This window comes from Massilia sp. DWR3-1-1 (genome assembly GCF_049898325.1).
In the GTDB taxonomy this organism is placed as follows: Bacteria; Pseudomonadota; Gammaproteobacteria; order Burkholderiales; family Burkholderiaceae_D; genus JAFCUW01.
Window position 1 is genome coordinate 76,650 of record NZ_JAFCXL010000007.1, and the last position, 21,209, is coordinate 97,858.

Here is a 21,209-nt window from a genome sequence, read left to right on the forward strand (position 1 = left end):
GCCGGACCAGGGCTGGCGCTGGCACTGGCCGCGAGCGAATCAGGCCGGGGGGCGGCGCTGCGTCGTGGCGACACCACCGGGCGATGGTGTCGCTACAGCGTCCCGCACAGTGGCAATGAATATGCCTGCAACACGCTGCCATCCTTGGCAGAAATAAAGGCGGTGATGCCGAAGTCGGCGGCGGGCCGCCGGTCCGGCAAGCTGAACGATTGCGACAACTTGACCGTGCCGGCGGCGTCGAGCGGGGCGGCACGGAACCAGTGGCGCGCCACGTAATCGTGGTGCAAGGTGCGCCCGCCGTTTTCGCCCCGCGTGACGATGCTGTCGAGATTATTTTGGTGGACCGCCACTTGCAGCGATGAACCCGGCGGACCCTTGCCCTTCACCACGACCTGGTAGGTCGCCGCGTCGGCGCGTTCGACGGCGATGCCGATGTCGGCGCGCGCAGGGCGCGCGTTGGTGCGGCCGATGGTGTCGGCGAGCGCGCCCGACCAGTTGCGCAGTTCGCGCCCGTTGACGAAAAATGCGGGCGTGTAGACCAGCGTCGTGTTGGCCGCCGCCGCCAGCATCCGCTGACGCTGGGTAAAATCCGGCCGGGAAAATCGATCGCGCCAGCCGATCCGGTCCCAGTAATCGACATGCAGCGACAAGGGCGCGACTTGTTCGGCGCGCAGTCCCGCCGCCCGCAGGCCGCTCAGGGCGCGGTCGGCAGGCGGGCAGCTGCTGCAGCCCTCCGAGGTGTACAGCTCGAGCAGCGCCACCGTGTGCGCGGGGCTGTGTCCACTACAACTTTGTGCATAGGCCAGCTGCGCCGCAGCCATGCAGGCCAACATGCCGACAGCGAGGGAAGTTCGCATCGTGTACTCCTTGCTTGACATCGGGTGGCGCCCTGGCGACCGGCTGGGCATCGTGCGGCGCCGTCCAGGCGCTCGCGCAATCAATGCCGGCACCGGCCGCGATCCCCGGTTTATTTTTTCATGGGGTCCTTCTTCATCTCATCCTTTTTCATCTCGTCCTTTTTCATCTCGTCCTTTTTCATTTCGTCCTTTTTCATCTCGTCCTTGCCCATGGCATCCTTGGCCATCGCCTTCGGCTTGCTGTCCGCCTTCTTTTTTGCCATCGCGTCCTTGCCCATGGCATCCTTGTGCATGCCATCCTTGGCCATCGCATCGGCCGCCATGCCGTCCTTCTTCATGGCGTCCTGCGCCATCGCGCCGCCGCAGGCGAACGCCATCGTCACTGCCATCGCTGCCGTCATCAGTTGTTTCATTTTTTTCTCCTTGAGTGTGTCGCACGACAATCGTGCCCTTCGATGGGGTTCGCCGTTCACGAACCGCCAAACCAGTTGTATCCCTGGTCTTCCCAATAGCCGCCGGGGTAGCGGTTGGTGACGAAGACTTCGGTGATGTGTTTCGGATTTTTGTAGCCCAGCTTGGTGGGCATGCGCAGCTTCATGGGGTAGCCGTACTTGGGCGGCAAGATCTGGCCGTCATACGTCAACGCCAGCAGCGTTTGCGGATGTAGCGCGGTGGCCATGTCGATGCTGGTGAAATAGTCGTCGGCGCAGCGAAAGCCGACGTATTTGGCGCGCGTGTCGGCGCCGATGCGGCGCAGGAAGTCGCTAAACGGCACGCCGCCCCATTTGCCGATCGCGCTCCACCCTTCGACGCAGATGTGGCGCGTGACCTGGCTGGCCTGGGGCAGGCTGCGCAGCTGCGCGAGGGTCCATGGCTGGGGGCTGCGCACCAGGCCGCTGACGGCCAGCGCGTAGTCCGCGTCGATCTGGGGGATGTCTTGCTCGCCATAAAACGCGTTGAAGGGAAACGGCCGGGTGATCATCGATTCGTCATACGTCGGCGCCAGCCGCTGCGGATCGAACAGCCAGCCTTGCAGGTCGTCGTTCAGGTGCGACATGGTCTTGAGCATGGTGTCGACGGAGTCGCTGTCGCTGAGCGAACAGCCGCTCATCATCGACAGCGCGCCGAGCGACAGGGCGCGCGTGCCGAACACGCGGCGCGACGGCATGTCCAGCTTGCTCAAGAGCTTGCCTGCATCCTTGATGATCTCTTTCTCGTGCGGAAAGAACAGCTTGATTTTCTTGATCATGGTTTCTCCGGAAAAATTTCGATGAGAACAAATATTTAGCGCCCCCGCACCATGCTCAGCAGCGTGCGCGGCACCAGCGCCACCATGAACACGTGCACGACAATGAAGGCGGCGGCGAAGGCCATGGCGCCGAAATGGACGTAGCGTGCGCTGTCGTAGCCGCCCATCAGCAGGCGCAGCAAGGGAAACTGCACGGATTTCCAGATCGCCAGACCCGACACCACCAGCACCAGCAAATCGGCGATGATGGCGAGATAGCACAGCTTCTGGACGGCGTTGTAGGCGCCCCGCGCGTCGTGGCGCAGCGTGCCCGACAGGGCGGCCCGGGTATCGGCCCACACGGCCGCCGGCGACAGGGGCAGCAAGCGGCGTCGCAGGCGGCCGGTGGCGACCCCGAGGACGAGATAGACGAGCCCGTTCAAGACCAGCAGCCACATGGCGGCAAAATGCCATTGCAGGCCGCCACCAAGCCAGCCGCCCAGGGTCACGCCGGGCGGGAAGGTAAACGGGAACAGGGGCGCGGCGTTGTAGATGCGCCAGCCGCTCAATAGCATCAGCAGCACCGCAATGGCGTTGAGCCAGTGGGTCAGGCGCATCCACGCCGGGTGGATGATGGGGGGCCGGGATTGCATGTCATGCCTCGCAGTGGTGTCGTCCCGGCTTGGTCGGGGCAGCTGCGGCGAACCTGACACATTTATTTCAGTTTCCTGGCGCCGGCTGCGCCGTGCAGATTTTCTTTGCCGTGTTTGTCAGGAAGTGGCGGCATCGCCCGACCAAGGCGGAACGCTGCCAGAATGCACCTTGATCACCACACTTATCGACCACAGGCAGTCCATGGAATCGACTTACCACTACGCCGCCCAGCTCGAGGCGATGCGCCCCCAGCTTTTCAGCTTCGCCCTGATCCAGCTGCGCGACCGGACGCGGGCGGAAGACGCGGTGCAGGAGGCGCTCATCGCCGTGCTGGAAAAGCCCGCCGCCTTCACGGGAAAATCGACCTTGCGCACCTATGTGACGGGGATACTCAAGTACAAAATCATCGACGCCTTGCGCGCGGCGCGCCGCGAGCAGGCGTGGGATGGCGACGGCGATGCGGCCGACGCCGACCTGGTCGACGCCCTGTTCGTGGCCAATGGTCACACGGTCGATATGCCCCGCCAGTGGGGCGATCCCGAAGAAGTGCTGGCGCAGAAGGATTTTTTCCGCGTCCTGGTGGTGTGCCTGGACAAGCTGCCGGCCCAGACGGCGCGCATTTTCATGATGCGCGAATGGCTCGAATTCGACACCGACGAAATTTGCCGGGAACTGGGCGTGAGCAATGCGAACGTGTGGACGGTCCTGTACCGGGCCCGCCTGCGCCTGCGCGAGTGCCTGGACCTGAACTGGTTTGGCGCTGCCGCCCTGCCTTGAACCATAGCGGAGACCCCTATGAACGACCGCAAGACCTGGAAGCCCACCTGCCGCGAAGTGCATCGCCTGGTGTCGGAATCGATGGACCGCGAGCTCACGCTCGTCGAACGCGGCAGGATGCGGGTGCACCTGGTGATGTGCACGGCGTGTACCCGCTTTAACGGGCAGATGGCGCTCCTGCGCAGCGCCGTGCGCCGCCGCTGAGCGGGCGCGCCGGCTGCCTGGCTCAAAGCATGATGGCGCGCTGGCGCCGTTCCATCATGCGCAGGATGAAGGGGGTAAAAATGAGCTGCATGGCCAGCTCCATTTTGCCGCCGGGGACCACGATGGTGTTCGCCCGCGACATGAAGGAGGCCGCCACCATGCTCAGTAAATACGGAAAATCGATGCCCTTCGGGTCGGCGAAGCGGATCACCACGAAGCTCTCGTCGGGCGCGGGAATCTCGCGCGCGATGAAGGGGTTGGAGGTGTCGACGCAGGGCACGCGCTGAAAATTGACGTGGGTGCGCGAGAACTGCGGGCAGATGTGGTTCACGTAGTCGGGCATGCGGCGCAGGATGGTGTCGGTGACGGCCTCGGTCGAGTAGCCCCGCTTGGCCTTGTCGCGCCACAGCTTCTGGATCCATTCGAGGTTGATCACGGGGACCACGCCGATGAGCAGGTCGGGATGGCGGGCGACGTTGACGGCGCCGCTGACCACGCCGCCGTGCAGGCCCTCGTAGAACAGCAGGTCGGTGTCGGCCGGCAGGTCCTCCCATGGCGTGAAGGTGCCGGGCGGCTGGCCGTAGGGCGCCGCGTCGGCTGTCGCCGGCGGCGGCCGCCTTTAAGGCTCTCCTGATGGCGCAAGCAGGGCCCCTGATCGCCCTGTGGGCGTGAGCAGGCGCGATCGACGGCACTACATGGCGGCCCTACACGGCGGTGCCGAACAGGGCGCCGATACCGGCCGCGGCCGCCATCGACATGGCGCTCCAGAACGTCACCCGCAGCACCCCCTTGCCCACATTGGCGCCGCCCACGCGGGCGGCCAGCCCGCCCAGCAAGGCCAGCGACAGCAGCGAGGCGGCGACGGTAAAACCAATGAGCTGCTGGTGCGGCACCACCACCACCACCAGCAGCGGCAGGGCGGCGCCGACGGCGAAGCTCAGCGCCGACGCCAGTGCCGCCTGCAGGGGCCGGGCGAGCGTCGCCTCGCTCAAGCCAAGCTCATCCTTGGAGTGGGCCGCCAGCGCATCGTGCGCCGTCAGGCTGTCGGCGACCTGCTGCGCCAGCGCGGCAGGCAGGCCCCGCGCAATGTAGATATTGGCCAGTTCGAGGCGCTCGCCGGCCGGGTTGTCGTGCAGCTCGCCCCGTTCCTTGTCCAGCGCGGCGTGCTCGGCATCGGCCTGCGACTGCACCGACACGTATTCGCCCGTCGCCATCGACATCGCCCCCGCCACCAGGCCGGCCACGCCAGCGACCAGGATGGCCTGGTGGGTGGCCTGGGACGCGGCCACGCCGAGGATCAGGCTGGCGGTGGAGACGATGCCATCGTTGGCGCCCAGCACGGCCGCGCGCAGCCAGCCCACATTGTCCAGTTTGTGCAATTCGGTGTGGCTTCTTGGCATGGTGGCGATCTAAAAAATTGAAAAATATTTAACGGTTGCCTGGATTCTACGCCTGCCGCCACGATGGCCGCGTGCAACTCCTCTATACTGCGCCGATGCGCATCCAGCTCTTCTCCGACCTCCACCTCGAACGTTACCCGGACTTTCAGCCCAAGCTCGCCGCCGATGCCGACGTCATCGTGCTCGCCGGCGACATCGGCTCCTACCAGCCGGGCAGCCGCCTGCCCGGCGACGACTTCGGCCTGGCGCGCTTTTCGCCCTTGCGCCCGGGCGCGGGCAAAGCCACCGTACTGTTCGTGCCGGGCAACCACGAGTACGACGGGCTCGACTTCGACGATGCCCGCGTGCGCCTGCGCGCCACCTGCGAGCGGCTGGGCATCACCTGGCTGGACCGCGAAGTTGTCACCATCGGCCAGGTCCGTTTTATCGGCACCACCTTGTGGAGCGACTTCGAGGCGCTTGCCCGCCGCGAGAGCGACGGCGCCAGGCAACTGGCCGCGCTGGCGAAGGCCTGCCGCGCCGCCAATTATTATCTGAGCAAGAACACCACGCTGCGCCAGGGCGCGCCCGTGCTGGCCGAGGGCCTGCGCGCCATGGCGCTCGATTGCCAGGCCTGGCTGCGGCAGGCGCTGGCGCTGCCGTTCGAGGGCGCCACCGTGGTGGTGACGCATTTCGCTCCCAGCCTGCAAAGCGCCGATCCCCGCTACGGCTTGACGGCAGGCACGGCCGGCTTTTGCAATGCGCTCGACGAGCTGTTTCCCCTGGTCGATGTGTGGATGCACGGCCACCTGCATTGCATGAACGATTACCGCGTCACGGGCACGGACGGGCAAGGGCCGTGGCAATGCCGCGTCGTCGCCAACCCGCTGGGCTACCTGAGCAAGGGCGAGCAGGCGGCATTTCGCGAAGACCTGGTGATCGATCTGGCGCCACGCTGAGCGGCCGGCCGGGGTCCGGCGGCCTTTGGGACGGCGCCGCCGGCCGTTGCGACTGTACTACAACAAAGCCTGTTTATTCTTGCGTTCCTTGCCGATATGGCAAGCGCACTTCTGGCGTCGTGCATTGCGCCGGGTACCTTCTGTCATAATTTACGACAAACGGTATGCATCAGTTGGGATGCCGGGATGAACAGGGAAAAGATGACAGCGGTAACACAACAGCTTCACATGGCACGCACGCTGCCCAAGATGGCGACCACCGTCGCCGGGCTCGACACGGTGCTGGGCGGCGGCCTGCCAGCCGGCGGCCTGTACCTGGTGCAGGGCCTGGCCGGCAGCGGCAAGACCACGCTGGCGGGGCAAATCGGATTTCAACATGCGCGCGCCGGCCGCAAGGTGGTGGTGTTTACACTGCTGGGCGAAGCCCACGTGAAAATGCTCAGCCACTTCAGCAGCTTCAGCTTCTTCGATGAAGACGTGATCGGCAAGAACATCGTGTTCTTTTCCGCCTACGCGGCGCTGATGGAAGGGGGCCTGCGCGCATTGCTCGGTCTGCTCGTGTCGACCATGGCGCAGGAACAGCCCCATCTGTTGATCATCGACGGCTTCCGCTCGATCCGCAATTCGAGCGCCAGCGACATCGCGCTGGCGGAGTTCATGCATTCGCTCAATTCGATCGTCTCGTCGATGCAGTGCACCACCTTCCTGCTCTCGCCCGTGGAAGGCAACGTCACCGATTCGGAAAATACCCTGGTCGACGGCGTGATCGAACTGGGCCTGTATCGCCAGGGCATGGCGATGATCCGCGAGTTGCAGGTATTCAAGGTGCGCGGCGCCAAGCACTTGCTGGGAAAACACGTATTCGAGATCGCCGCGGACGGCCTGGTGGTGTATCCCCGCTTCGAGGCGCTGTGTTCGGGCAAGCAGGCGCCGCCCATGCAGCAGTCGCTGCTCAGCGTCGGCATTCCCAGCTGGGACCAGCGGATCGGCGGCGGCATCAACAGCGGCTCGATCACCTGCCTGCTGGGTAGCCCGGGCGCGGGCAAGACCACCATGGGCTTGCATTTTATTGCCGAGGGCCTGGCCCAGGGCGAAGATTGCCTGATCGTCGGCTTCCACGAGTCGCCCGCCATGGTCGTGCACAAGGCGCGCCGGGTCGGGCTCGACTTCGAGCAGCACGTCGCCAGCGGCCGCCTGGCGATCATGTGGCAGTTGCCGCTGGAAATCCTGATCGACGACATCGCCTCGCGCATGCTCAAGGACATCGAGGCGCGCAAGGTCACCCGGCTGCTGATCGATGGCGCCGAGGGGCTCGACAAGCTGATCATGCACCCCGAGCGCTCGCGCGGCTACCTGGTGGCCCTGACGAACGAATTTCGCCTGCGCGGCGTGACCGGGTATATCACCCAGCAGCTGAGCTACTTCAAGCGGGGCGCGCCCGAGGTGACGCCGCTGTCGTCAGCGCTGTACGACAACGTCATGCTGCTCGAATACCTGTCGGTCGGTGCCCTCAATCACCGCCGCATCGCCGTGATGAAATTGCGCGAAAACGCTTACGACAGCGCCAACCGCTTGTTTACCATCAGCGACGGCGGCATCGTTGTCGGCGAACCGATCGCCATCACCGATGGCGCCGGCGGCGCGGCGGGGTGACCGGTGAAACAAAAAACCCTCATCATGCTCGTCGACGACGAGATGGACATCACGGAGACCTACGGGATTTATCTCGAGTACCACGGCTTTGAGGTGATCACCGCCAATAGCGCCACCGACGCCCTGGCCAAACTGGGCACACGCTTGCCCGACGTGATCGTGTCGGACTGCATGATGCCACTGGTCGATGGTATCGAGTTCAGCCGCCGGCTCAAGGCGCGCCCCGATACCTGCGGCATTCCGCTCATTCTCACCAGCGGGGCGCCGTACTTCCACGACCTGAGCAGTCCAACCTACGATGTATTTCTGTTGAAACCGGTGGCCATGTCCCGCCTGATCGACGAGATCGGCCGCCTGCTCGCCGCGCGCGCGGCGCGCTGACAGCGCGCGCCGTCAGCGCTGCCGCGGGCGCTTGCTGTCCCCCGTTATTGGCGCGCGCGCTGCTCCTGCTTCTCTTTTTTGGCGGCCTTTTTTTCCTTGGTGGTCTTTGCCGGTTCCTTCTTGGTTTCCTTCTTGCTGTCCTGTGCCTTGGCCATGCTGTGCTCCTGGGGTTTGAATAGGCCAAGTATCCCACGGCTGCGCTATTTTTTCGACCTGTTCAGGCCTTGGTCGCCACTATTTTGCACCTTACGCCAGTTGGGTGACGCCCATCGCCAGCACCGCCATCGCCATCACCGCCGTGCCCAGCCAGCCCAGCACCCTGAGCCGGGGGCTGATGGCCAGTTCGCCCATGACGTCGCGGCGGCTGGCCAGCAGCATCATCACGCCCATGATGGGCACGGAAATGACGCCGTTGACCACCGCGCTCCAGTACAGCGCCCGCACCGGATCGATGGGCGCGAAGATGAGCGCCATGCCGCCCAGCGTGGCGATGATGATGACGATATAGAAGCGGCCGGCGGTGGATGGCCGCGCCTGCAGGCTGTTGGGCCACTTGAAGGCGCCCGCCATCGCATACGCGGCCGAGCCGGCCAGCACGGGGATGGCCAGCAGGCCCGTGCCGATGATGCCCATGCTAAAGAGCAGGAAGGCGAACTCGCCGGCGATGGGGCGCAGGGCCAGCGCGGCCTGGGCCGAGGAGTCGATGTCGTCGATGCCGTGCAGGTGCAGGGTCAGGGCGGTGGTGAGCATGATGCAAAGCGCGACCAGGTTGGAAAAGCCCATGCCGACCCAGGTGTCGAGCTTGATCCGGGCCAGGCCGGCGCGCGCTTCGTCGGGCGCGTCGCGCAAGGGGCGGGCGGACGGGTTGCTGCGCATTTCCTCGACTTCCTGCGAGGCTTGCCAGAAGAACAAATAGGGGCTGATGGTGGTGCCGAACACGGCCACCATGGTGGTGATGAAGGCGGGCGACCAGGGCAAGGACGGCAGGACGATGCTCTCGCGCAGCACCTCGCCCCACGGAATCTGCACGACGAACACGGTGGCCACATAGGCCAGCAGGGCCATGGTCAGCCACTTGAGCACCTGCACGTAGCGCGTGTAGGGAATGAGTACCTGCAACAGCGCCGACAGGAGGGCGAAACCGACCGCGTACAGGTGCGCCGGTCCGCCCGCCACCAGCGCCACCGCTTCGCCCATCGCGGCCAGGTCGGCGGCAATGTTGATGATGTTGGCCAGCAGCAGCAAGCCGATCACGCCGTACAGCAGCCAGGCCGGATAGTGCCGGCGGATATTGGTGGCCAGGCCGTGACCGGTGACCCGACCGATGCGCGCGCTCACGAGCTGGATGCCGACCATCAGCGGATAGGTCAGCACCAGCGTCCACAACATGCCGAAGCCGAACTGGGCGCCCGCCTGCGAGTAGGTGGCGATGCCGCTGGGGTCGTCGTCGGCGGCGCCCGTGATCAGGCCCGGGCCCAGCTTGCGCAGCCAGCCGTGGCCCCTGCGCGTGAGCGGCGGCGCGCCAGGGTCGATGGCGCCGGCCGGCCCCTTCATCCGTCCTGCCACAGGGGCAGGCCGACGGCGTCGCGCCATGACCATGACAGGATGTCAGGCAAGTCGATGCCGTGCTCGCAAATCTGCGCCCGGTGCGCCAGCATGCGCTGGGCCACGTACTGGCGTGCGCGTGCGCGTTGCGGGGCCAGTTGCGGCACCCGCTCGACGACCGCCAGCATCAGGTGGTAGCGGTCGAGCTCATTGAGCACCACCATGTCGAACGGCGTGGTGGTGGTGCCGTTTTCCTGGAAGCCATGCACGTGCAGATTGTCGTGGTTATTGCGCTTGTAGGTGAGGCGGTGGATCAGCGTGGGGTAGCCGTGGAAGGCGAAAATGACTGGCTTGTCGGTGGTAAACAGGGCGTCGAAGGCGGCATCGCTCTTGCCGTGCGGATGGACCTGTTCCGGCTGCAAGGTCATCAGGTCGATCACGTTGACGAAGCGGATCGCCAGGTCGGGGAACTGGGCGCGCAGCAGGTGCACGGCGGCCAGCGCTTCCAGGGTCGGCACGTCGCCGGCGCAGGCGATGACGACGTCGGCGTTGCCATCGACCTCGGTGCTGGCCCACTGCCACACGCCCAGGCCGGCGCGGCAATGGGCGATGGCGGCGTCGATGTCGAGCCACTGGGGTTCGGGATGCTTGCCGGCGACGATCACGTTGATGTAATTGCGACTTTGCAGGCAGTGCTCGGTGACGGCCAGCAAGGTGTTGGCATCGGGCGGCAGGTAGACGCGGGCGATTTCGGCGCGCTTGTTGACGACATGGTCGAGAAAGCCGGGGTCCTGGTGGCTGGCGCCGTTGTGGTCCTGGCGCCAGACGTGGGACGAGAGCAGAAAATTGAGCGAGGCGATCGGCCGCCGCCAGGGCAGGGCGTTGGCCGCCTTGAGCCACTTGGCGTGCTGGTTGACCATCGAATCGACGATGTGGATGAACGCTTCGTAGGACGACAGCATGCCATGGCGGCCGCTGAGCAGATAGCCTTCCAGCCAGCCTTCGCACTGGTGTTCGCTGAGCATTTCCATCACCCGCCCGTCCGCCGCCACGTGCTCGTCGCCGTCGATGATCTGCGCGCTCGAGCAGCGGTCGGTGACGTCGAACAGGGCGCCCCAGCGGTTCGATGCCGTCTCGTCGGGGCTGAAGATGCGGAAATTGTGCAGGTTATTGCGCATCACTTCGCGCAGGTATTCGCCCTGCACGCGGGTCGATTCGGCCACGGCCGTGCCGGGCGCGGCCAGCGCCAGCGCGTGCGCGCGCAGCGCCGGCAGCCGCAGGGGACGCAAGAGGGCGCCGCCGTTGGCCACCGGGTTGGCGCTCATGCGCCGCGCGCCCGTGGGCGGCAGCGCCCGCAAGACGTCGCGCAGGCGGCCGTGCTGGTCGAATAGCAGCTCCGGGGCGTAGCTGCGCAGCCACTGTTCGAGCAGTTCCAGGTGGCCCGGCGTGTGCATGTCGGCAATGGGCACCTGGTGCGCGCGGAAGGTGCCCGTGCTGGGCTTGCCGTCGACCGTGACGGGACCGGTCCACCCCTTGGGCGAGCGCAGGATGATCATCGGCCAGCGCGGCCGCGCCGTTTGTCCCAGCACGCGCGCGTCGTGCTGGATGTGGGCGATGCGCGCGGCCACCAGGTCGAGCGTGTCGGCCATCAGGGCGTGCATCAGCTCAGGGTCGTCGCCTTCGACAAAGAAGGGCTCATAGCCATAGCCCGTCATCAGCGCGGCCAGTTCGTCGCGGGGGATGCGCGCCAGCACGGTGGGGCCGGCAATCTTGTAGCCGTTCAGGTGCAGGATGGGCAGCACGGCGCCGTCGCGGGCGGCGTTGAGAAATTTGTTGGAGTGCCAACTGGTGGCCAGCGGCCCCGTTTCCGCTTCGCCGTCGCCCACCACGCAGGCCACCAGCAAGTCCGGGTGATCGAAGGCGGCGCCGAAGGCATGCGAGAGGCTGTAGCCCAGTTCGCCGCCCTCGTGCAGCGAGCCGGGGGTGTCGGCGGCGACGTGGCTGGGAATGCCGCCCGGGAAAGAAAACTGCTTGAACAGGCGCTGCATGCCGGCCAGGTCTTCGCTGACGGCCGGATAGACTTCCGCATACGTCCCTTCCAGGTAGGCGTTGGCCACCAGGCCGGGGCCGCCGTGGCCGGGGCCGGTGACGAACAGCACCGACAGGTCGCGCTCGACAATGAGCCGGTTCAGGTGGGCGTAAATAAAATTCAGGCCCGGCGTGGTGCCCCAGTGACCGAGCAGGCGCGGCTTGACATGTTCGAGTAGCAGGGGCTCGCGCAGCAGGGCATTGTCGAGCAAATAGATCTGCCCCACCGACAGGAAATTGGCCGCCTGCCAGTAGCAGTGGAGGGCGCGCAGCGTGGTGGCGCGGTGGTCGGGGTCGTGCATGGCGCTCTCGTGTGCCGTCGTCATTGGGACGGCTCGGCTGCGCTGGCGGGCGCGCCCAGCAGGACGCGGGCATTTTCCGCCAGCATCCATTGCTCGTCGGTGCGGATGATCCGCACCAGCACGCGGCTGCCGGGCGCCGAGATGAGCGCCGCGTGGGCGTCGTTGCGGGGGCCGTCGAGCAGCACGCCCAGGTGCGCCAGGTGCGAACAGATGCGCGCGCGCACGCTGGCCGCGTGCTCGCCGATGCCGCCGGCAAACACCAGCACATCGATGCCGCCCAGTGCGCCCGCCATCGCGCATACGGCCTTGCGGGCCTGGTAGCAAAACAGCGCCACCGCCTCGGCGGCCTGGCTGTCGCGCTCCTCGCGGGCCAGCAGCTGCGCCATGTCGCCGGTGCTGCCGGAGATGCCGCGCAGGCCCGATTCGTGGGTGAGCATGTGCTGCAAGGCTTGCGCGCTCATTTGTTCGTGGTGCATGCAATGCCAGGCGAAGCCGGGATCGATGTCGCCCGAGCGGGTCGACATGGCAATCCCGCCCGACGGCGTCAGGCCCATGCTGGTGTCGCAGCTGTGCCCGTGTTCGACGGCGGTGACGCTGGCGCCGCCGCCCAGGTGGGCCAGGACAACCTTGCCGGCGGCCAGCGCGGGCGCCTCCAGCAGGCGCAGCTGGTGCATCAGGTATTCGCACGACAGGCCGTGAAAACCGAGCCGGTCGATGCCGGCGTCGTGATAGCGGCGCGGCACGGCCAGCATGCTGGCCACACCCGGCATGGTGGCGTGAAAGGTGCTGTCGAAGCACACCACGTGGCGCGCCTGCGGGAAGTGGCGGCGCAGCGTTTCAAGCAGGTGCAGTTCCTGCGGCAGGTGTTCGGGATCGTCGCGCCGGTTCGCGTACAGGGCGCTGAGCACGGCCTCGCTCACTTCCTGGGTCGCGCGCAGCCGGGCGCCGCCATGGACGATGCGGTGGGCGATGCAGTGCAGTTGCGCGGCATCGACCTGTTCGGCCAGCCAGTCGACCAGCACCTGGACGGCGGTGACGCGCTCGGGGATGGGAAAGCTGCGCTTGACGGGGGCGTCGCGCCCCGCTTCGACGGTAAAACAGCTGGCCGGGCCGCCGATGCCGCTCACTTCGCCGTGCGTGAGCAGGGTCAGGGCAGGAAAATCATAGAGGGCAAATTTGATGCTGGACGAGCCGGCGTTGATGGCCAGCACAGTAAGCGGCGGTGTAGACATGGTAGCTCCTGGTGCATGAGTGGCACCGTCTGGCCTGCGGCGGTGTGGGAGCGGGGTGACGGGGTGGCGCGCGGCCCCTTGCAAGGCAACTGGTGCCGGCACGGACGGGCAGCTGGTGCCTGGACAACGGGCGCAACTATTGCCGGATCATCCCCCGGCCTTCATCGTGCGCCTGTATCGATGCGCTGGCAAGTGTTCATTTGCGTGCGCCGCGCCAGCGGACCACTACTAATTGGAAGTAGTAAATAGTGACTAAGAGTATTAAAAAACGGTGTGGAACAAATGTTAGCATTGGTTACTGTCGTCAAGATTGCTTGGCACATCTGCGACGGAGCACAAACACCATGTGTTCGAAGGTTTTTATGATGCACGATTTCCTGTCCAATAACCGTGACGAGCTGGCCCGCCGCTGCCGCGTCAAGGTGGGCACCCGGCCGGGACGCTCGGCCACCGAACAACAGTTGCAGGACGGCATTCCCCTGTTCCTTGAGCAATTGATCCAGACCTTGAAGATCGAGCTTTCGCCCGACCCCATGGCCAGCCGGCTCATTTCCGGGCCGGCCGATGGCGCGACGGCGCTGTCGGCGGTGGGCGCCTCGGCGGCCCAGCATGGCAAGGATCTGCTGGCGCTCGGTTTGAGCGTCGACCAGGTGGTGCACGATTACGGCGACCTGTGCCAGGCCATCACCGACCTGGCCGTCGAGCGCGAGGCGCCGTTCGAGGTCGATGAATTCCGCACCCTCAACCGTTGTCTCGACAATGCCATTTCCGACGCCGTGACGGAATTTAGCTATCAGCGCGACGTCATCGCCGCCGAAGCCAATGTGCTCGAATCGAACCGCCGCGTCGGCTTTCTGGCGCACGAGTTGCGCAATCTGCTGGGCACGGCGTCGCTGGCGTTTGCCGCGGCCAAGGCCGGCCAGTTGAGCCTGGCCGGCGCCACCGGTTCCATCCTCGAGCGCAGCCTGCAAGGGCTCGACCGGCTGATCACCGAGTCGCTCGACGATGTGCGCCCGCTGGTGCCCTCGGCCGATCTGCTGGGGGCGTTTTCGCTGGCCGGCTTCATCGGCGAGATTTACGAGGCCGCCGCCATGTCGGCCCGGCAGTACGGCTGCACCTTGCGTACCCTGCCCGTCGATGGCGAGCTGGCCTTGACGGGCGCGCGCGACCTGCTCATCGCCGCGGTGGCCAATTTGCTGCAGAACGCCTTCAAATTTACCCGCACGGGCACGGAAGTGCGGCTGAGCGCGTATGCCTCGGGCGAGTACATCCTGATCGACGTGCAGGACCATTGCGGCGGCTTGCGGGCCGGCGCCGCCGAACGCATGTTTTTGCCATTTACCCAGATGGACCGCAACCGCGACGGCATCGGCCTGGGCCTGACGATCGCCAAGCAGACCGTCAATGCCAATGGCGGCACCTTGTCGGTGAGAAGTATCGCGGGCGAAGGCTGCGTGTTTTCCATCAGCTTGCCCCGGCGCGCCGTGCTGGCCTGACGGGGGCACGACCGAACACGTTGGGCGTTTGCGCCCGCTCAAACATTGTGACAGCACTAATAGCGCCTGCACCGGTCGTACGAGGAGCAGATGGCGGCACCGATTTGCCGTGCCGGCCAGGTCCACGGGGCGCCTGGCGGCCGGTCCCTGCACGGGAGTGACCATGGACGAAAGAACGTTTCGCATTGCCACCAGGCTGGAAGTACGGCACTACCGCGAATTGCTACAACCAATCAACGATTTCCTTGCCGCCAAGAACGCGCAGCGCGACGACATGCCGGTCGAACTGATCGAGATCACCCAGGCGGTGTTCGGTGAACTCGACCGCTTCGGCTACGTGCCCACCCAGGACGCCCTGCTGGTGGGCGTGGACCGGGCCGACAGCCGCTTCGATGCGCCCGAACTGGACCCGCGCCAGGCGGCCGCGGCGCACCTGGACGTCGAGGCCCTGTTCGCGCGCTTGCGGCGGCACTGACCGGGGCGCGGGCCCGCCCGCGCCCGCAACACGTCCCTCAGCGGCCCGGTACGGGATAGCTGGCCGGGCTGACATTGCCCTCGACATCGATCGCCTGCACGCCAAACAACACATTGTCTTTCGAGATCGGCATGCTCACCGCCGTCACCTTGGCCACATACTGGCTGTGCTGCCAAGTGGCCGCCGTGGTGTCGCGCCACACCACCCGGTAGCCGGCCAGGTCCGGCTCGGCATTGGCCGTCCAGCTCAGGTCGGTTTGATTGCTCAGGCGGGCGGTGAGGATTTTGACCGCCTGCGGCGCCGCCGGCGCCAGCGCCAGCGCGGCCAGTGCGGCCGCGTTGACCCGCGCCACCTGGGCCACGTAGGCGGGATCGACGAACTGCGCCAGGTCGCCGATCTGCACATCACCCTCCTTGCGCACGTTCTGGTGCTGGTGATTGAAGTCTTCGGCCGGTTCCGTAAAGCGCAGGGCGGCAAAGCCACGGTCGAGGAAGGGCGCATGGTCGCCGCCCCGCAGATAGCGGTCGCGGCGATTGATCACGGTGACCTTGAAATCGGGCACGTAGCGCTCGCCCACTTCCTTGACCAGCCGGGCCAGCTGGCGCGGCGTCGAATCGTTCTCGCCCCCGGTCTGGATCAGCGTGCGCAAGTGCTCGGGCATGTCGCGGGTGGCGGGAATGCCCTCGGCAAACAGGCGCACTTGCGTGTTGTCGCGCTTGCCATCGTCGCTCATCGAACTGCCGATGATGTCGTTGGTGAACATGCCGGCAATGTTCAATTTCTTTTGCCTGGCCTTCTCGGCGAAATCGGCGGCGCCATACAAACCCTGTTCCTCGGCGGCCACCGCCATGAATATCAGGGTGGCGTCAAACTTGTATTGCGACATCACGCAGGCCAGTTCCATCACCGCCGCCGTGCCGGAGGCATCGTCGTTGGCGCCGGGGGCATCGCCGACGGCGTCGGCGTCGTCGCTGTTGCGCGAATCGTAGTGGCCGCTGACGACGTACAGGCGCTCGCGCGAGGCGGCCTGGGTGCCGGGCAGGGTGGCGACGACGTTGACGATCTCGACCGGGCGGGCAATGCGCCGGTCGACCGGGTGCAGGTGGCCGTCGAAGACGACCGCCAGCTTGCCGGCGCCGCAGCGTTCCAGTTCGCTCTTGATCCAGCGCCGCGCCGCGCCGATGCCGCGCGTGTCCGAGTCCGTCTCCGACAGGGTATGGCGGGTGCCGAAGCCGACCAGCTTGTTGACGTAGCCTTCGATGCGGCCGGGCGAGATGGCGGCGACGATGGCGCCGATGTCGGCGCGGCGCACGGTGGTGTCGGGGCCGCTAACGGCCGGCGCGGCGCCGGCCAGGGCGCCGCTGGTGAGCAGGGCCGCCATGAGGATGCCGTGGGTGAGGGGATGGGCCATGAAAATTCCTTTGAAAACGGGGGGAGGCCACGCTGGCGCAGGGGCGCCGTGGCGGCCCCTGCGCGGCGAGGGTGGTGGGTGGTCAGCGGAAGCTGTAGGCCGCCGTCGCATACACAAAGCGCCCGCGCGGATCGCCGTAGCTGACATCGTAACCGCCGAGAAAGTTCGACGCCAGGTTGGTGTACGGCGGATCGCGGTCCGTCAGGTTTTTCACGCCGACCGTCAGCTTCGTCGCGCGGATGCCGGCGTAGGTCAGCTGGGTGTCAAAGGTCTGGTACGGCGCCACCTTGCGCGGCGTGCTGCCGGCGGCCACACGGCTGCCCAGCGAGTCGACATAGCCTTTCTGGTAATTCTGCGACAGCGAGGCAGACAAGGGCCCCATCTGGTAGGCCACGCTGGCATTGTGTTTCCAGCGCAGCACCACGCCGCCACCGGCGTTGAGGGCCGTGTCGAGCGAACTGGTGTAGGCGCCGCTGGGGCCCTGGACGTCGTACTTGGCCAGGTAGGTGCCACTCATGCGCGCCGACAGGCGATTGCCCGAGGCCAGCCGCCAGCCGTACTTGGCGTCCACGTCGACCCCCGCCAGCTGGGTCTTGAACAGGTTGGCGTTGGTTTGCAGGATGCCGGTGATGGGACCGGCCCCGCTGGCGTTGCCATCGGCCACGCCGCGCTGGATGAAGGCGGCATACTGGGTGGCGCGCTCGGCGTTGGCGAGGAAGTAGGCCGAGGACAGGCCGCCGACGACGATGGCGTTTTTGAGGTTGACGCGAAAGGCGTCCAGGCTGATCGAGAGCTCCTTGATGGGTTCAAGCAGGATGCCGGCCGTGTAGGACAGCGATTTTTCGGGTTGCAGGTTGGGGTTGCCGCCCGTCAGGGTGGTGAACTGGAAACTGCAATCGGTGGCGGCGCCGGTGGCGATGTTGGGGCAGCGGATGGGGTCGCGCGTGCCGTTCGAGGTGACGCTGGTCGCTTGCGGCGTGTACAGGTCGGTCAGCGAGGGGGCGCGAAAGCCCGTGCCGACGGACGAGCGGATCAGCACGGTGTTGCTCGGTTGCCAGCGGATCGACGCCTTCGGATTGACGGTGCTGCCCACCCCCTGGTAATTGTCGTAGCGGACGGCGCCGTCGACATCAAACTTGTGGAACAGGGGCAGGTTCATTTCCGCGTAGGCCGAGGTGACGTTGCGCTGGCCAACCACGGGGAAGGCATTGCCGCCCAGGCCGGCGATGTCGCCCGTCTGGATCGCCACCGACGGGTCGTAGGCGAATTTCTCGCGGCGCAGCTCGGCGCCCAGGGCCAGCGCCGCGGCGCCGTTGGCCATGCTGAACAGCTCGCGCGAACCTTTCACATCGATCGAGGCCATCGAGGTCTTCGACGCATAGCTGGTGCCGCGAAATTCGGCGGCGCGGGCGGCGGCCAGCACGGTCTGGTCGGCCGTCTCGCCGAAGGGGTTGATCAGGCCGCTGTTAAAGATCGGCAGCGCTTTTGAATATTGCGCATAGCCGGCCAGCAGCAGTTCTTTCACTTTCGATTCGCTGTACAGGGCGGCACTGTCGAGATCCCAGCCGGCCCAGCTGCCGCGCACGCCCAGTAGCAGGCGCGACGCTTCCGATTCGTCGCGGGTGCTGCGGGCGCCATTGACGACATCGCGGTAGTTCAGCAGCAAGGGCTTGCCGGCGACGCCGTTGGCGGCGGCAAACGCGCTCGGGTAGTAGGGGCTGCTGGGCAGCAGGATGAAGCCGCCATTGCCCAGGTTGCCGTACGGCGCCGTCAGCGCCTTGAACGCCGGCACGTAGGGATTGCTGGCGGTGGTGATGGCGTTGTAAGCCAGCGGCACCGGCTGGGTGGTCGAATCGACCCGGTTCTTGGTGTAGGCTGCCTCGAAATACGCTTCGGCGTTGGGTGAGAGCGTCTTGCGGCCATTGCTCATCACGCTTTGCTTGAGCGAGTAGGGCTGGATCGAACCGTATTGGGTGTTGTCGAAGCTGCAGCGGGTCGGATTGAACGGCGTCACCGGCGAGATGGGGCCGCAATTGCCCAGCGAGGGCGTGCGCAAGGCCGAGCCGATCAGCACATTGGCGGGGAAGGTGATCGACGAGGTCAGATCGTTGCTTTCCGCCACGTTCAGGCGGTTTGCGTAAGGGCGGTCGGCGCCGAAAATGGCGTCCGTTTCCTGGATGTTCAAGCCCAGCGTCAGGTTGTAGCCGTCGGCGGCCAAATTGCCCCAGCCAGCGAACAGGGTGGCTTTCTTGTCCTTGCCGTGGCCGCCGCGGGCGGGCTGGCCGTAGGTGGCGCTGGTGTCGATGCCCTGGAAATCCTTGCGCAAAATAAAATTGACCACGCCGGCGATGGCGTCGCTGCCGTACACGGCCGACGCGCCGTCCTTGAGCACCTCGACCCGCTCGATGGCCGACAGGGGAATGCTGTTGACGTCGACCGACGAGCCGGCCGCGCCGGCCGAACCGCCGCCGTACACGGAAACGCGGCGGCCATTGACCAGCACCAGTGTGCGGGCGCTGCCCAGTCCCCGCAGCGACACGGTGGCGATATTGCCGCCGCCGAAACCGGAGGCGTTGGCGGCGGTGGTGGCGCTGCCGTTGCTGCTGAGCGAGCTCAGTTGCTTGACCAGTTCCTCTGTCGACGAGGCGCCGATCCGCTCGATGTCTTCGCGCTTGAGGATCTGCACCGGCAAGGCGGTCTCGCCGTCGATGCGCTTGATCGACGAGCCGGTGACGATCACCCGCTCGATCGCCGGCGCCTTGTCCTGGCCGGCAGCCCACGCGCCCGTGGCGGGCAACACGCCCAGCAGCACGGGCGCCAGGGTGGCGGCGACGAGGATGACAGAGCGCTTTCGGCGTGGCGTGATAAGGCGGCTTGCTTGCATGGCATGAACTCCTGGTGGCGACTGTGGGGGATACGGGCGAATACCGGTGCGGGTGAAATTGTGCAAGTTGCCCCAATTCCCTGGTTGCATTGATTAACTATCAATAAATTATATAATTTGCATGGGGCAATAACTTGCTATATTTATGCCCATACAACAGTGCAATCTGCAATGTTCATATCGTTTATAGGGAAATGACGCAATGACTGTATCGCGCGTGACATTGGACCGGATCGATCGCAAGATTTTGCAGGCGCTGCAAGCCGACGCCAGGTTGTCCAGCGCCGACCTGGCCGAGCGGGTGGCGCTGACGGCGTCGCCCTGCTGGCGGCGCGTCAAGCGCCTGGAAAGCGATGGGGTCATCTGCGCCTACGAGGCCAGGTTGGACCCGAAGAAGCTGGGCTACCACGTGACGGCGTTTATCAGCGTTTCGCTGGAAAAAAGCCACACCCAGCTGGTCCACGAATTTGAGGCAGCGGTGGCGGCGATTCCCCAGGTGCTGTCCTGCCACCGCATTTCGGGCCGCTACGATCACCTGCTGATGGTGGTGTCCGAGGACCTGGAGGCCTACGGTCTGTTCGCCGAAAAATACATCAACGGCCTGCCCGGTATTAAAGAGGTGTACACCTCGTTTGTGCTCAAGGAGGTCAAGGCGCCCACCAATCCGCCCTTGCCGCCCCTTGAATTTGCCTGAGGCGCCGCTCAGGGGCGGTGCGTGCAGGCGTAGACGGCGGCGGCGGTGATGGCGAAACCGATGCCGTTGACAACGCTGAAATGCTCGCCCAGCAACACCGCGCCCAGCAGCGCCGTCACCGCCGGCACCAGGTGGAACAGCCCGGCCACCTTGCTCGCTTCGCCCTTGCGCACCAGCACGAACAGGATGCTGATGGCGCCGATCGAGTTCACCAGCGACAGCCAGCCGGTGGCAAACAGCAGGGTCGGGGTCCAGCGTACCTGCAGCGATTCGAACTGATCGGCCAACAGCACCATGACGAGGGCCGCCGTGGCGAGCTGGATGCAGCCGCCCGTGCGCAGGTCCATCGTGCTGCAAAACTTCTTCTGATACACGGTGCCGCCGGCAATGCCCAGCAGCGCCAGCACCACGTACAGGTAGGCGCCCAGGTCCGCCACGCCCGCCAGCTGCTCCCCTACCACCAGCGTGACGCCGACCAGGCCGCCGACCAGCCCCAGCCACTCGACGGGGCCGACCTTTTCGCCGAGGAAGCGCTGCGCGCCCAGCGCCGTCAGCACCGGCATGGTGCCCACGATCAGGGCCGCGATGCCGGCCGGCACGCCTTTTTGCAATCCCATGTACAGGCCACCGAACTGCAGCGCCTGCATCAGCAGGCCGGCCACCATCAAGTGGCCCACCTGGGCGCGGCTGGCCGGCCACGGCGCCCGGCTGATCAGGGCCACCACGAGCAAGATCGTGGCGGCGCTGGCAAAGCGGATGAAGGTCAGGGTGAATGGGCCCACATCGGGCAGCGCCAGCTTGCCGACGATGTAGCCGGAACTCCACATCAGGATGAACAGCAGCGGTAACGATAGCGCCGGCAGGGCGCTGGCGGGGGCGGTGGTGGCGGTTTTCATGGCGATCCTGACAATGATGGAAAGACCTCCAGCATAATTAGGGCAATCTTGCATTACAATCCGTTCCTCGGGAACAATACTGTATCGAAAAGAG

Annotated in this window: 19 protein-coding genes and 1 pseudogene; 8 read left to right on the plus strand and 12 right to left on the minus strand. The window is 65.8% G+C overall.

Features of this window, described 5'->3' with window-relative positions:
• Window positions 1-92: 92 nt before the first annotated feature.
• From ACP7EY_RS09250 to ACP7EY_RS09265, 4 genes are all read right to left on the minus strand, one after another.
• Window positions 93-857, minus strand: a complete 765-nt coding sequence (locus ACP7EY_RS09250) for a DUF1223 domain-containing protein (RefSeq protein ID WP_426192695.1) — start codon at window positions 855-857, stop codon at window positions 93-95.
• Window positions 858-967: 110 nt separating this feature from the next.
• Window positions 968-1,270 (minus strand): pentapeptide MXKDX repeat protein, encoded by a 303-nt coding sequence (locus tag ACP7EY_RS09255; RefSeq protein ID WP_426192697.1) that lies wholly within the window; start codon window positions 1,268-1,270, stop codon window positions 968-970.
• 56 nt (window positions 1,271-1,326) lie between these two features.
• Window positions 1,327-2,106, minus strand: a complete 780-nt coding sequence (locus ACP7EY_RS09260; protein ID WP_426192699.1) for a molybdopterin-dependent oxidoreductase — start codon at window positions 2,104-2,106, stop codon at window positions 1,327-1,329.
• Window positions 2,107-2,141: 35 nt separating this feature from the next.
• Window positions 2,142-2,738, minus strand: a complete 597-nt coding sequence (locus ACP7EY_RS09265; RefSeq protein WP_426192701.1) for a cytochrome b/b6 domain-containing protein — start codon at window positions 2,736-2,738, stop codon at window positions 2,142-2,144.
• A 202-nt stretch (window positions 2,739-2,940) separates the two neighbouring features.
• Between ACP7EY_RS09265 and ACP7EY_RS09270 the strand changes: the two genes are divergently transcribed.
• Window positions 2,941-3,516: a sigma-70 family RNA polymerase sigma factor gene (locus ACP7EY_RS09270; protein ID WP_426192703.1), complete on the plus strand. Its 576-nt coding sequence runs from the start codon at window positions 2,941-2,943 to the stop codon at window positions 3,514-3,516.
• 18 nt (window positions 3,517-3,534) lie between these two features.
• The gene (locus ACP7EY_RS09275) at window positions 3,535-3,720 is read left to right on the plus strand and encodes a zf-HC2 domain-containing protein (RefSeq protein ID WP_426192705.1); all 186 of its coding nucleotides are present in this window, start codon (window positions 3,535-3,537) and stop codon (window positions 3,718-3,720) included.
• A 22-nt stretch (window positions 3,721-3,742) separates the two neighbouring features.
• Here the strand turns inward: ACP7EY_RS09275 and ACP7EY_RS09280 are convergent.
• Window positions 3,743-4,315, minus strand: a pseudogene (locus ACP7EY_RS09280) (phosphoribulokinase); the annotation flags it as partial.
• Between the two features lie 109 nt (window positions 4,316-4,424).
• Window positions 4,425-5,120, minus strand: a complete 696-nt coding sequence (locus ACP7EY_RS09285) for a VIT1/CCC1 transporter family protein (protein WP_426192707.1) — start codon at window positions 5,118-5,120, stop codon at window positions 4,425-4,427.
• 95 nt (window positions 5,121-5,215) lie between these two features.
• On the opposite strand from ACP7EY_RS09285, the gene ACP7EY_RS09290 reads away from it, so the two are divergent.
• From ACP7EY_RS09290 to ACP7EY_RS09300, 3 genes are all read left to right on the plus strand, one after another.
• A complete protein-coding gene (locus tag ACP7EY_RS09290; protein ID WP_426192986.1) occupies window positions 5,216-6,058 on the plus strand; it encodes a metallophosphoesterase in 843 nt (280 codons plus the stop codon).
• 228 nt (window positions 6,059-6,286) lie between these two features.
• Entirely contained in the window at window positions 6,287-7,711 is a 1,425-nt protein-coding gene (locus tag ACP7EY_RS09295) for an RAD55 family ATPase (protein WP_426192709.1), read from the plus strand.
• 3 nt (window positions 7,712-7,714) lie between these two features.
• Entirely contained in the window at window positions 7,715-8,092 is a 378-nt protein-coding gene (locus ACP7EY_RS09300; RefSeq protein ID WP_426192711.1) for a response regulator, read from the plus strand.
• A gap of 246 nt (window positions 8,093-8,338) precedes the next feature.
• Here the strand turns inward: ACP7EY_RS09300 and ACP7EY_RS09305 are convergent, their stop codons facing one another.
• From ACP7EY_RS09305 to ACP7EY_RS09315, 3 genes are read right to left on the minus strand one after another with little or no spacing between them, the layout of a single operon-like run.
• Entirely contained in the window at window positions 8,339-9,646 is a 1,308-nt protein-coding gene (locus ACP7EY_RS09305) for an Nramp family divalent metal transporter (RefSeq protein ID WP_426192714.1), read from the minus strand.
• Complete coding sequence (locus ACP7EY_RS09310) at window positions 9,643-12,027, minus strand: phosphoketolase family protein (protein WP_426192716.1); 2,385 nt, start codon at window positions 12,025-12,027, stop codon at window positions 9,643-9,645. The genes ACP7EY_RS09305 and ACP7EY_RS09310 overlap by 4 nt, the downstream gene beginning before the upstream one ends.
• Window positions 12,028-12,047: 20 nt before the next feature.
• Entirely contained in the window at window positions 12,048-13,259 is a 1,212-nt protein-coding gene (locus ACP7EY_RS09315; RefSeq protein ID WP_426192718.1) for an acetate/propionate family kinase, read from the minus strand.
• A gap of 362 nt (window positions 13,260-13,621) precedes the next feature.
• Here ACP7EY_RS09315 and ACP7EY_RS09320 point away from each other — a divergent pair, with 362 nt between their 5' ends.
• A complete protein-coding gene (locus tag ACP7EY_RS09320; protein WP_426192721.1) occupies window positions 13,622-14,755 on the plus strand; it encodes a sensor histidine kinase in 1,134 nt (377 codons plus the stop codon).
• 163 nt (window positions 14,756-14,918) lie between these two features.
• On the plus strand, window positions 14,919-15,230 hold the full coding sequence (locus ACP7EY_RS09325; protein WP_426192723.1) for a hypothetical protein: 312 nt from the start codon (window positions 14,919-14,921) through the stop codon (window positions 15,228-15,230).
• Window positions 15,231-15,267: 37 nt separating this feature from the next.
• On the opposite strand, the gene ACP7EY_RS09330 is transcribed toward ACP7EY_RS09325, so the two are convergent.
• Both ACP7EY_RS09330 and ACP7EY_RS09335 read right to left on the minus strand, forming a co-directional pair.
• The gene (locus ACP7EY_RS09330; RefSeq protein WP_426192725.1) at window positions 15,268-16,641 is read right to left on the minus strand and encodes a M20/M25/M40 family metallo-hydrolase; all 1,374 of its coding nucleotides are present in this window, start codon (window positions 16,639-16,641) and stop codon (window positions 15,268-15,270) included.
• A gap of 82 nt (window positions 16,642-16,723) precedes the next feature.
• A complete protein-coding gene (locus ACP7EY_RS09335; RefSeq protein ID WP_426192727.1) occupies window positions 16,724-19,525 on the minus strand; it encodes a TonB-dependent receptor in 2,802 nt (933 codons plus the stop codon).
• 202 nt (window positions 19,526-19,727) lie between these two features.
• On the opposite strand from ACP7EY_RS09335, the gene ACP7EY_RS09340 reads away from it, so the two are divergent.
• Window positions 19,728-20,219: an Lrp/AsnC family transcriptional regulator gene (locus tag ACP7EY_RS09340; protein ID WP_426192729.1), complete on the plus strand. Its 492-nt coding sequence runs from the start codon at window positions 19,728-19,730 to the stop codon at window positions 20,217-20,219.
• Between the two features lie 8 nt (window positions 20,220-20,227).
• On the opposite strand, the gene ACP7EY_RS09345 is transcribed toward ACP7EY_RS09340, so the two are convergent.
• On the minus strand, window positions 20,228-21,115 hold the full coding sequence (locus ACP7EY_RS09345) for a DMT family transporter (protein ID WP_426192731.1): 888 nt from the start codon (window positions 21,113-21,115) through the stop codon (window positions 20,228-20,230).
• Between the last annotated feature and the right edge of the window lie 94 nt (window positions 21,116-21,209).

What these genes read in the sequence shown, in the direction of transcription:
- ACP7EY_RS09250 (WP_426192695.1), bottom strand. Translation starts at nt 857, where the DNA reads ATGCGAACTTCCCTCGCTGTCGGCATGTTGGCCTGCATGGCTGCGGCG.
- ACP7EY_RS09255 (WP_426192697.1), bottom strand. Translation starts at nt 1,270, where the DNA reads ATGAAACAACTGATGACGGCAGCGATGGCAGTGACGATGGCGTTCGCC.
- ACP7EY_RS09260 (WP_426192699.1), bottom strand. Translation starts at nt 2,106, where the DNA reads ATGATCAAGAAAATCAAGCTGTTCTTTCCGCACGAGAAAGAGATCATC.
- ACP7EY_RS09265 (WP_426192701.1), bottom strand. Translation starts at nt 2,738, where the DNA reads ATGCAATCCCGGCCCCCCATCATCCACCCGGCGTGGATGCGCCTGACC.
- ACP7EY_RS09270 (WP_426192703.1), top strand. Translation starts at nt 2,941, where the DNA reads ATGGAATCGACTTACCACTACGCCGCCCAGCTCGAGGCGATGCGCCCC.
- ACP7EY_RS09275 (WP_426192705.1), top strand. Translation starts at nt 3,535, where the DNA reads ATGAACGACCGCAAGACCTGGAAGCCCACCTGCCGCGAAGTGCATCGC.
- ACP7EY_RS09285 (WP_426192707.1), bottom strand. Translation starts at nt 5,120, where the DNA reads ATGCCAAGAAGCCACACCGAATTGCACAAACTGGACAATGTGGGCTGG.
- ACP7EY_RS09290 (WP_426192986.1), top strand. Translation starts at nt 5,216, where the DNA reads ATGCGCATCCAGCTCTTCTCCGACCTCCACCTCGAACGTTACCCGGAC.
- ACP7EY_RS09295 (WP_426192709.1), top strand. Translation starts at nt 6,287, where the DNA reads ATGGCACGCACGCTGCCCAAGATGGCGACCACCGTCGCCGGGCTCGAC.
- ACP7EY_RS09305 (WP_426192714.1), bottom strand. Translation starts at nt 9,646, where the DNA reads ATGAAGGGGCCGGCCGGCGCCATCGACCCTGGCGCGCCGCCGCTCACG.
- ACP7EY_RS09310 (WP_426192716.1), bottom strand. Translation starts at nt 12,027, where the DNA reads ATGCACGACCCCGACCACCGCGCCACCACGCTGCGCGCCCTCCACTGC.
- ACP7EY_RS09315 (WP_426192718.1), bottom strand. Translation starts at nt 13,259, where the DNA reads ATGTCTACACCGCCGCTTACTGTGCTGGCCATCAACGCCGGCTCGTCC.
- ACP7EY_RS09320 (WP_426192721.1), top strand. Translation starts at nt 13,622, where the DNA reads ATGATGCACGATTTCCTGTCCAATAACCGTGACGAGCTGGCCCGCCGC.
- ACP7EY_RS09325 (WP_426192723.1), top strand. Translation starts at nt 14,919, where the DNA reads ATGGACGAAAGAACGTTTCGCATTGCCACCAGGCTGGAAGTACGGCAC.
- ACP7EY_RS09330 (WP_426192725.1), bottom strand. Translation starts at nt 16,641, where the DNA reads ATGGCCCATCCCCTCACCCACGGCATCCTCATGGCGGCCCTGCTCACC.
- ACP7EY_RS09335 (WP_426192727.1), bottom strand. Translation starts at nt 19,525, where the DNA reads ATGCAAGCAAGCCGCCTTATCACGCCACGCCGAAAGCGCTCTGTCATC.
- ACP7EY_RS09340 (WP_426192729.1), top strand. Translation starts at nt 19,728, where the DNA reads ATGACTGTATCGCGCGTGACATTGGACCGGATCGATCGCAAGATTTTG.
- ACP7EY_RS09345 (WP_426192731.1), bottom strand. Translation starts at nt 21,115, where the DNA reads ATGAAAACCGCCACCACCGCCCCCGCCAGCGCCCTGCCGGCGCTATCG.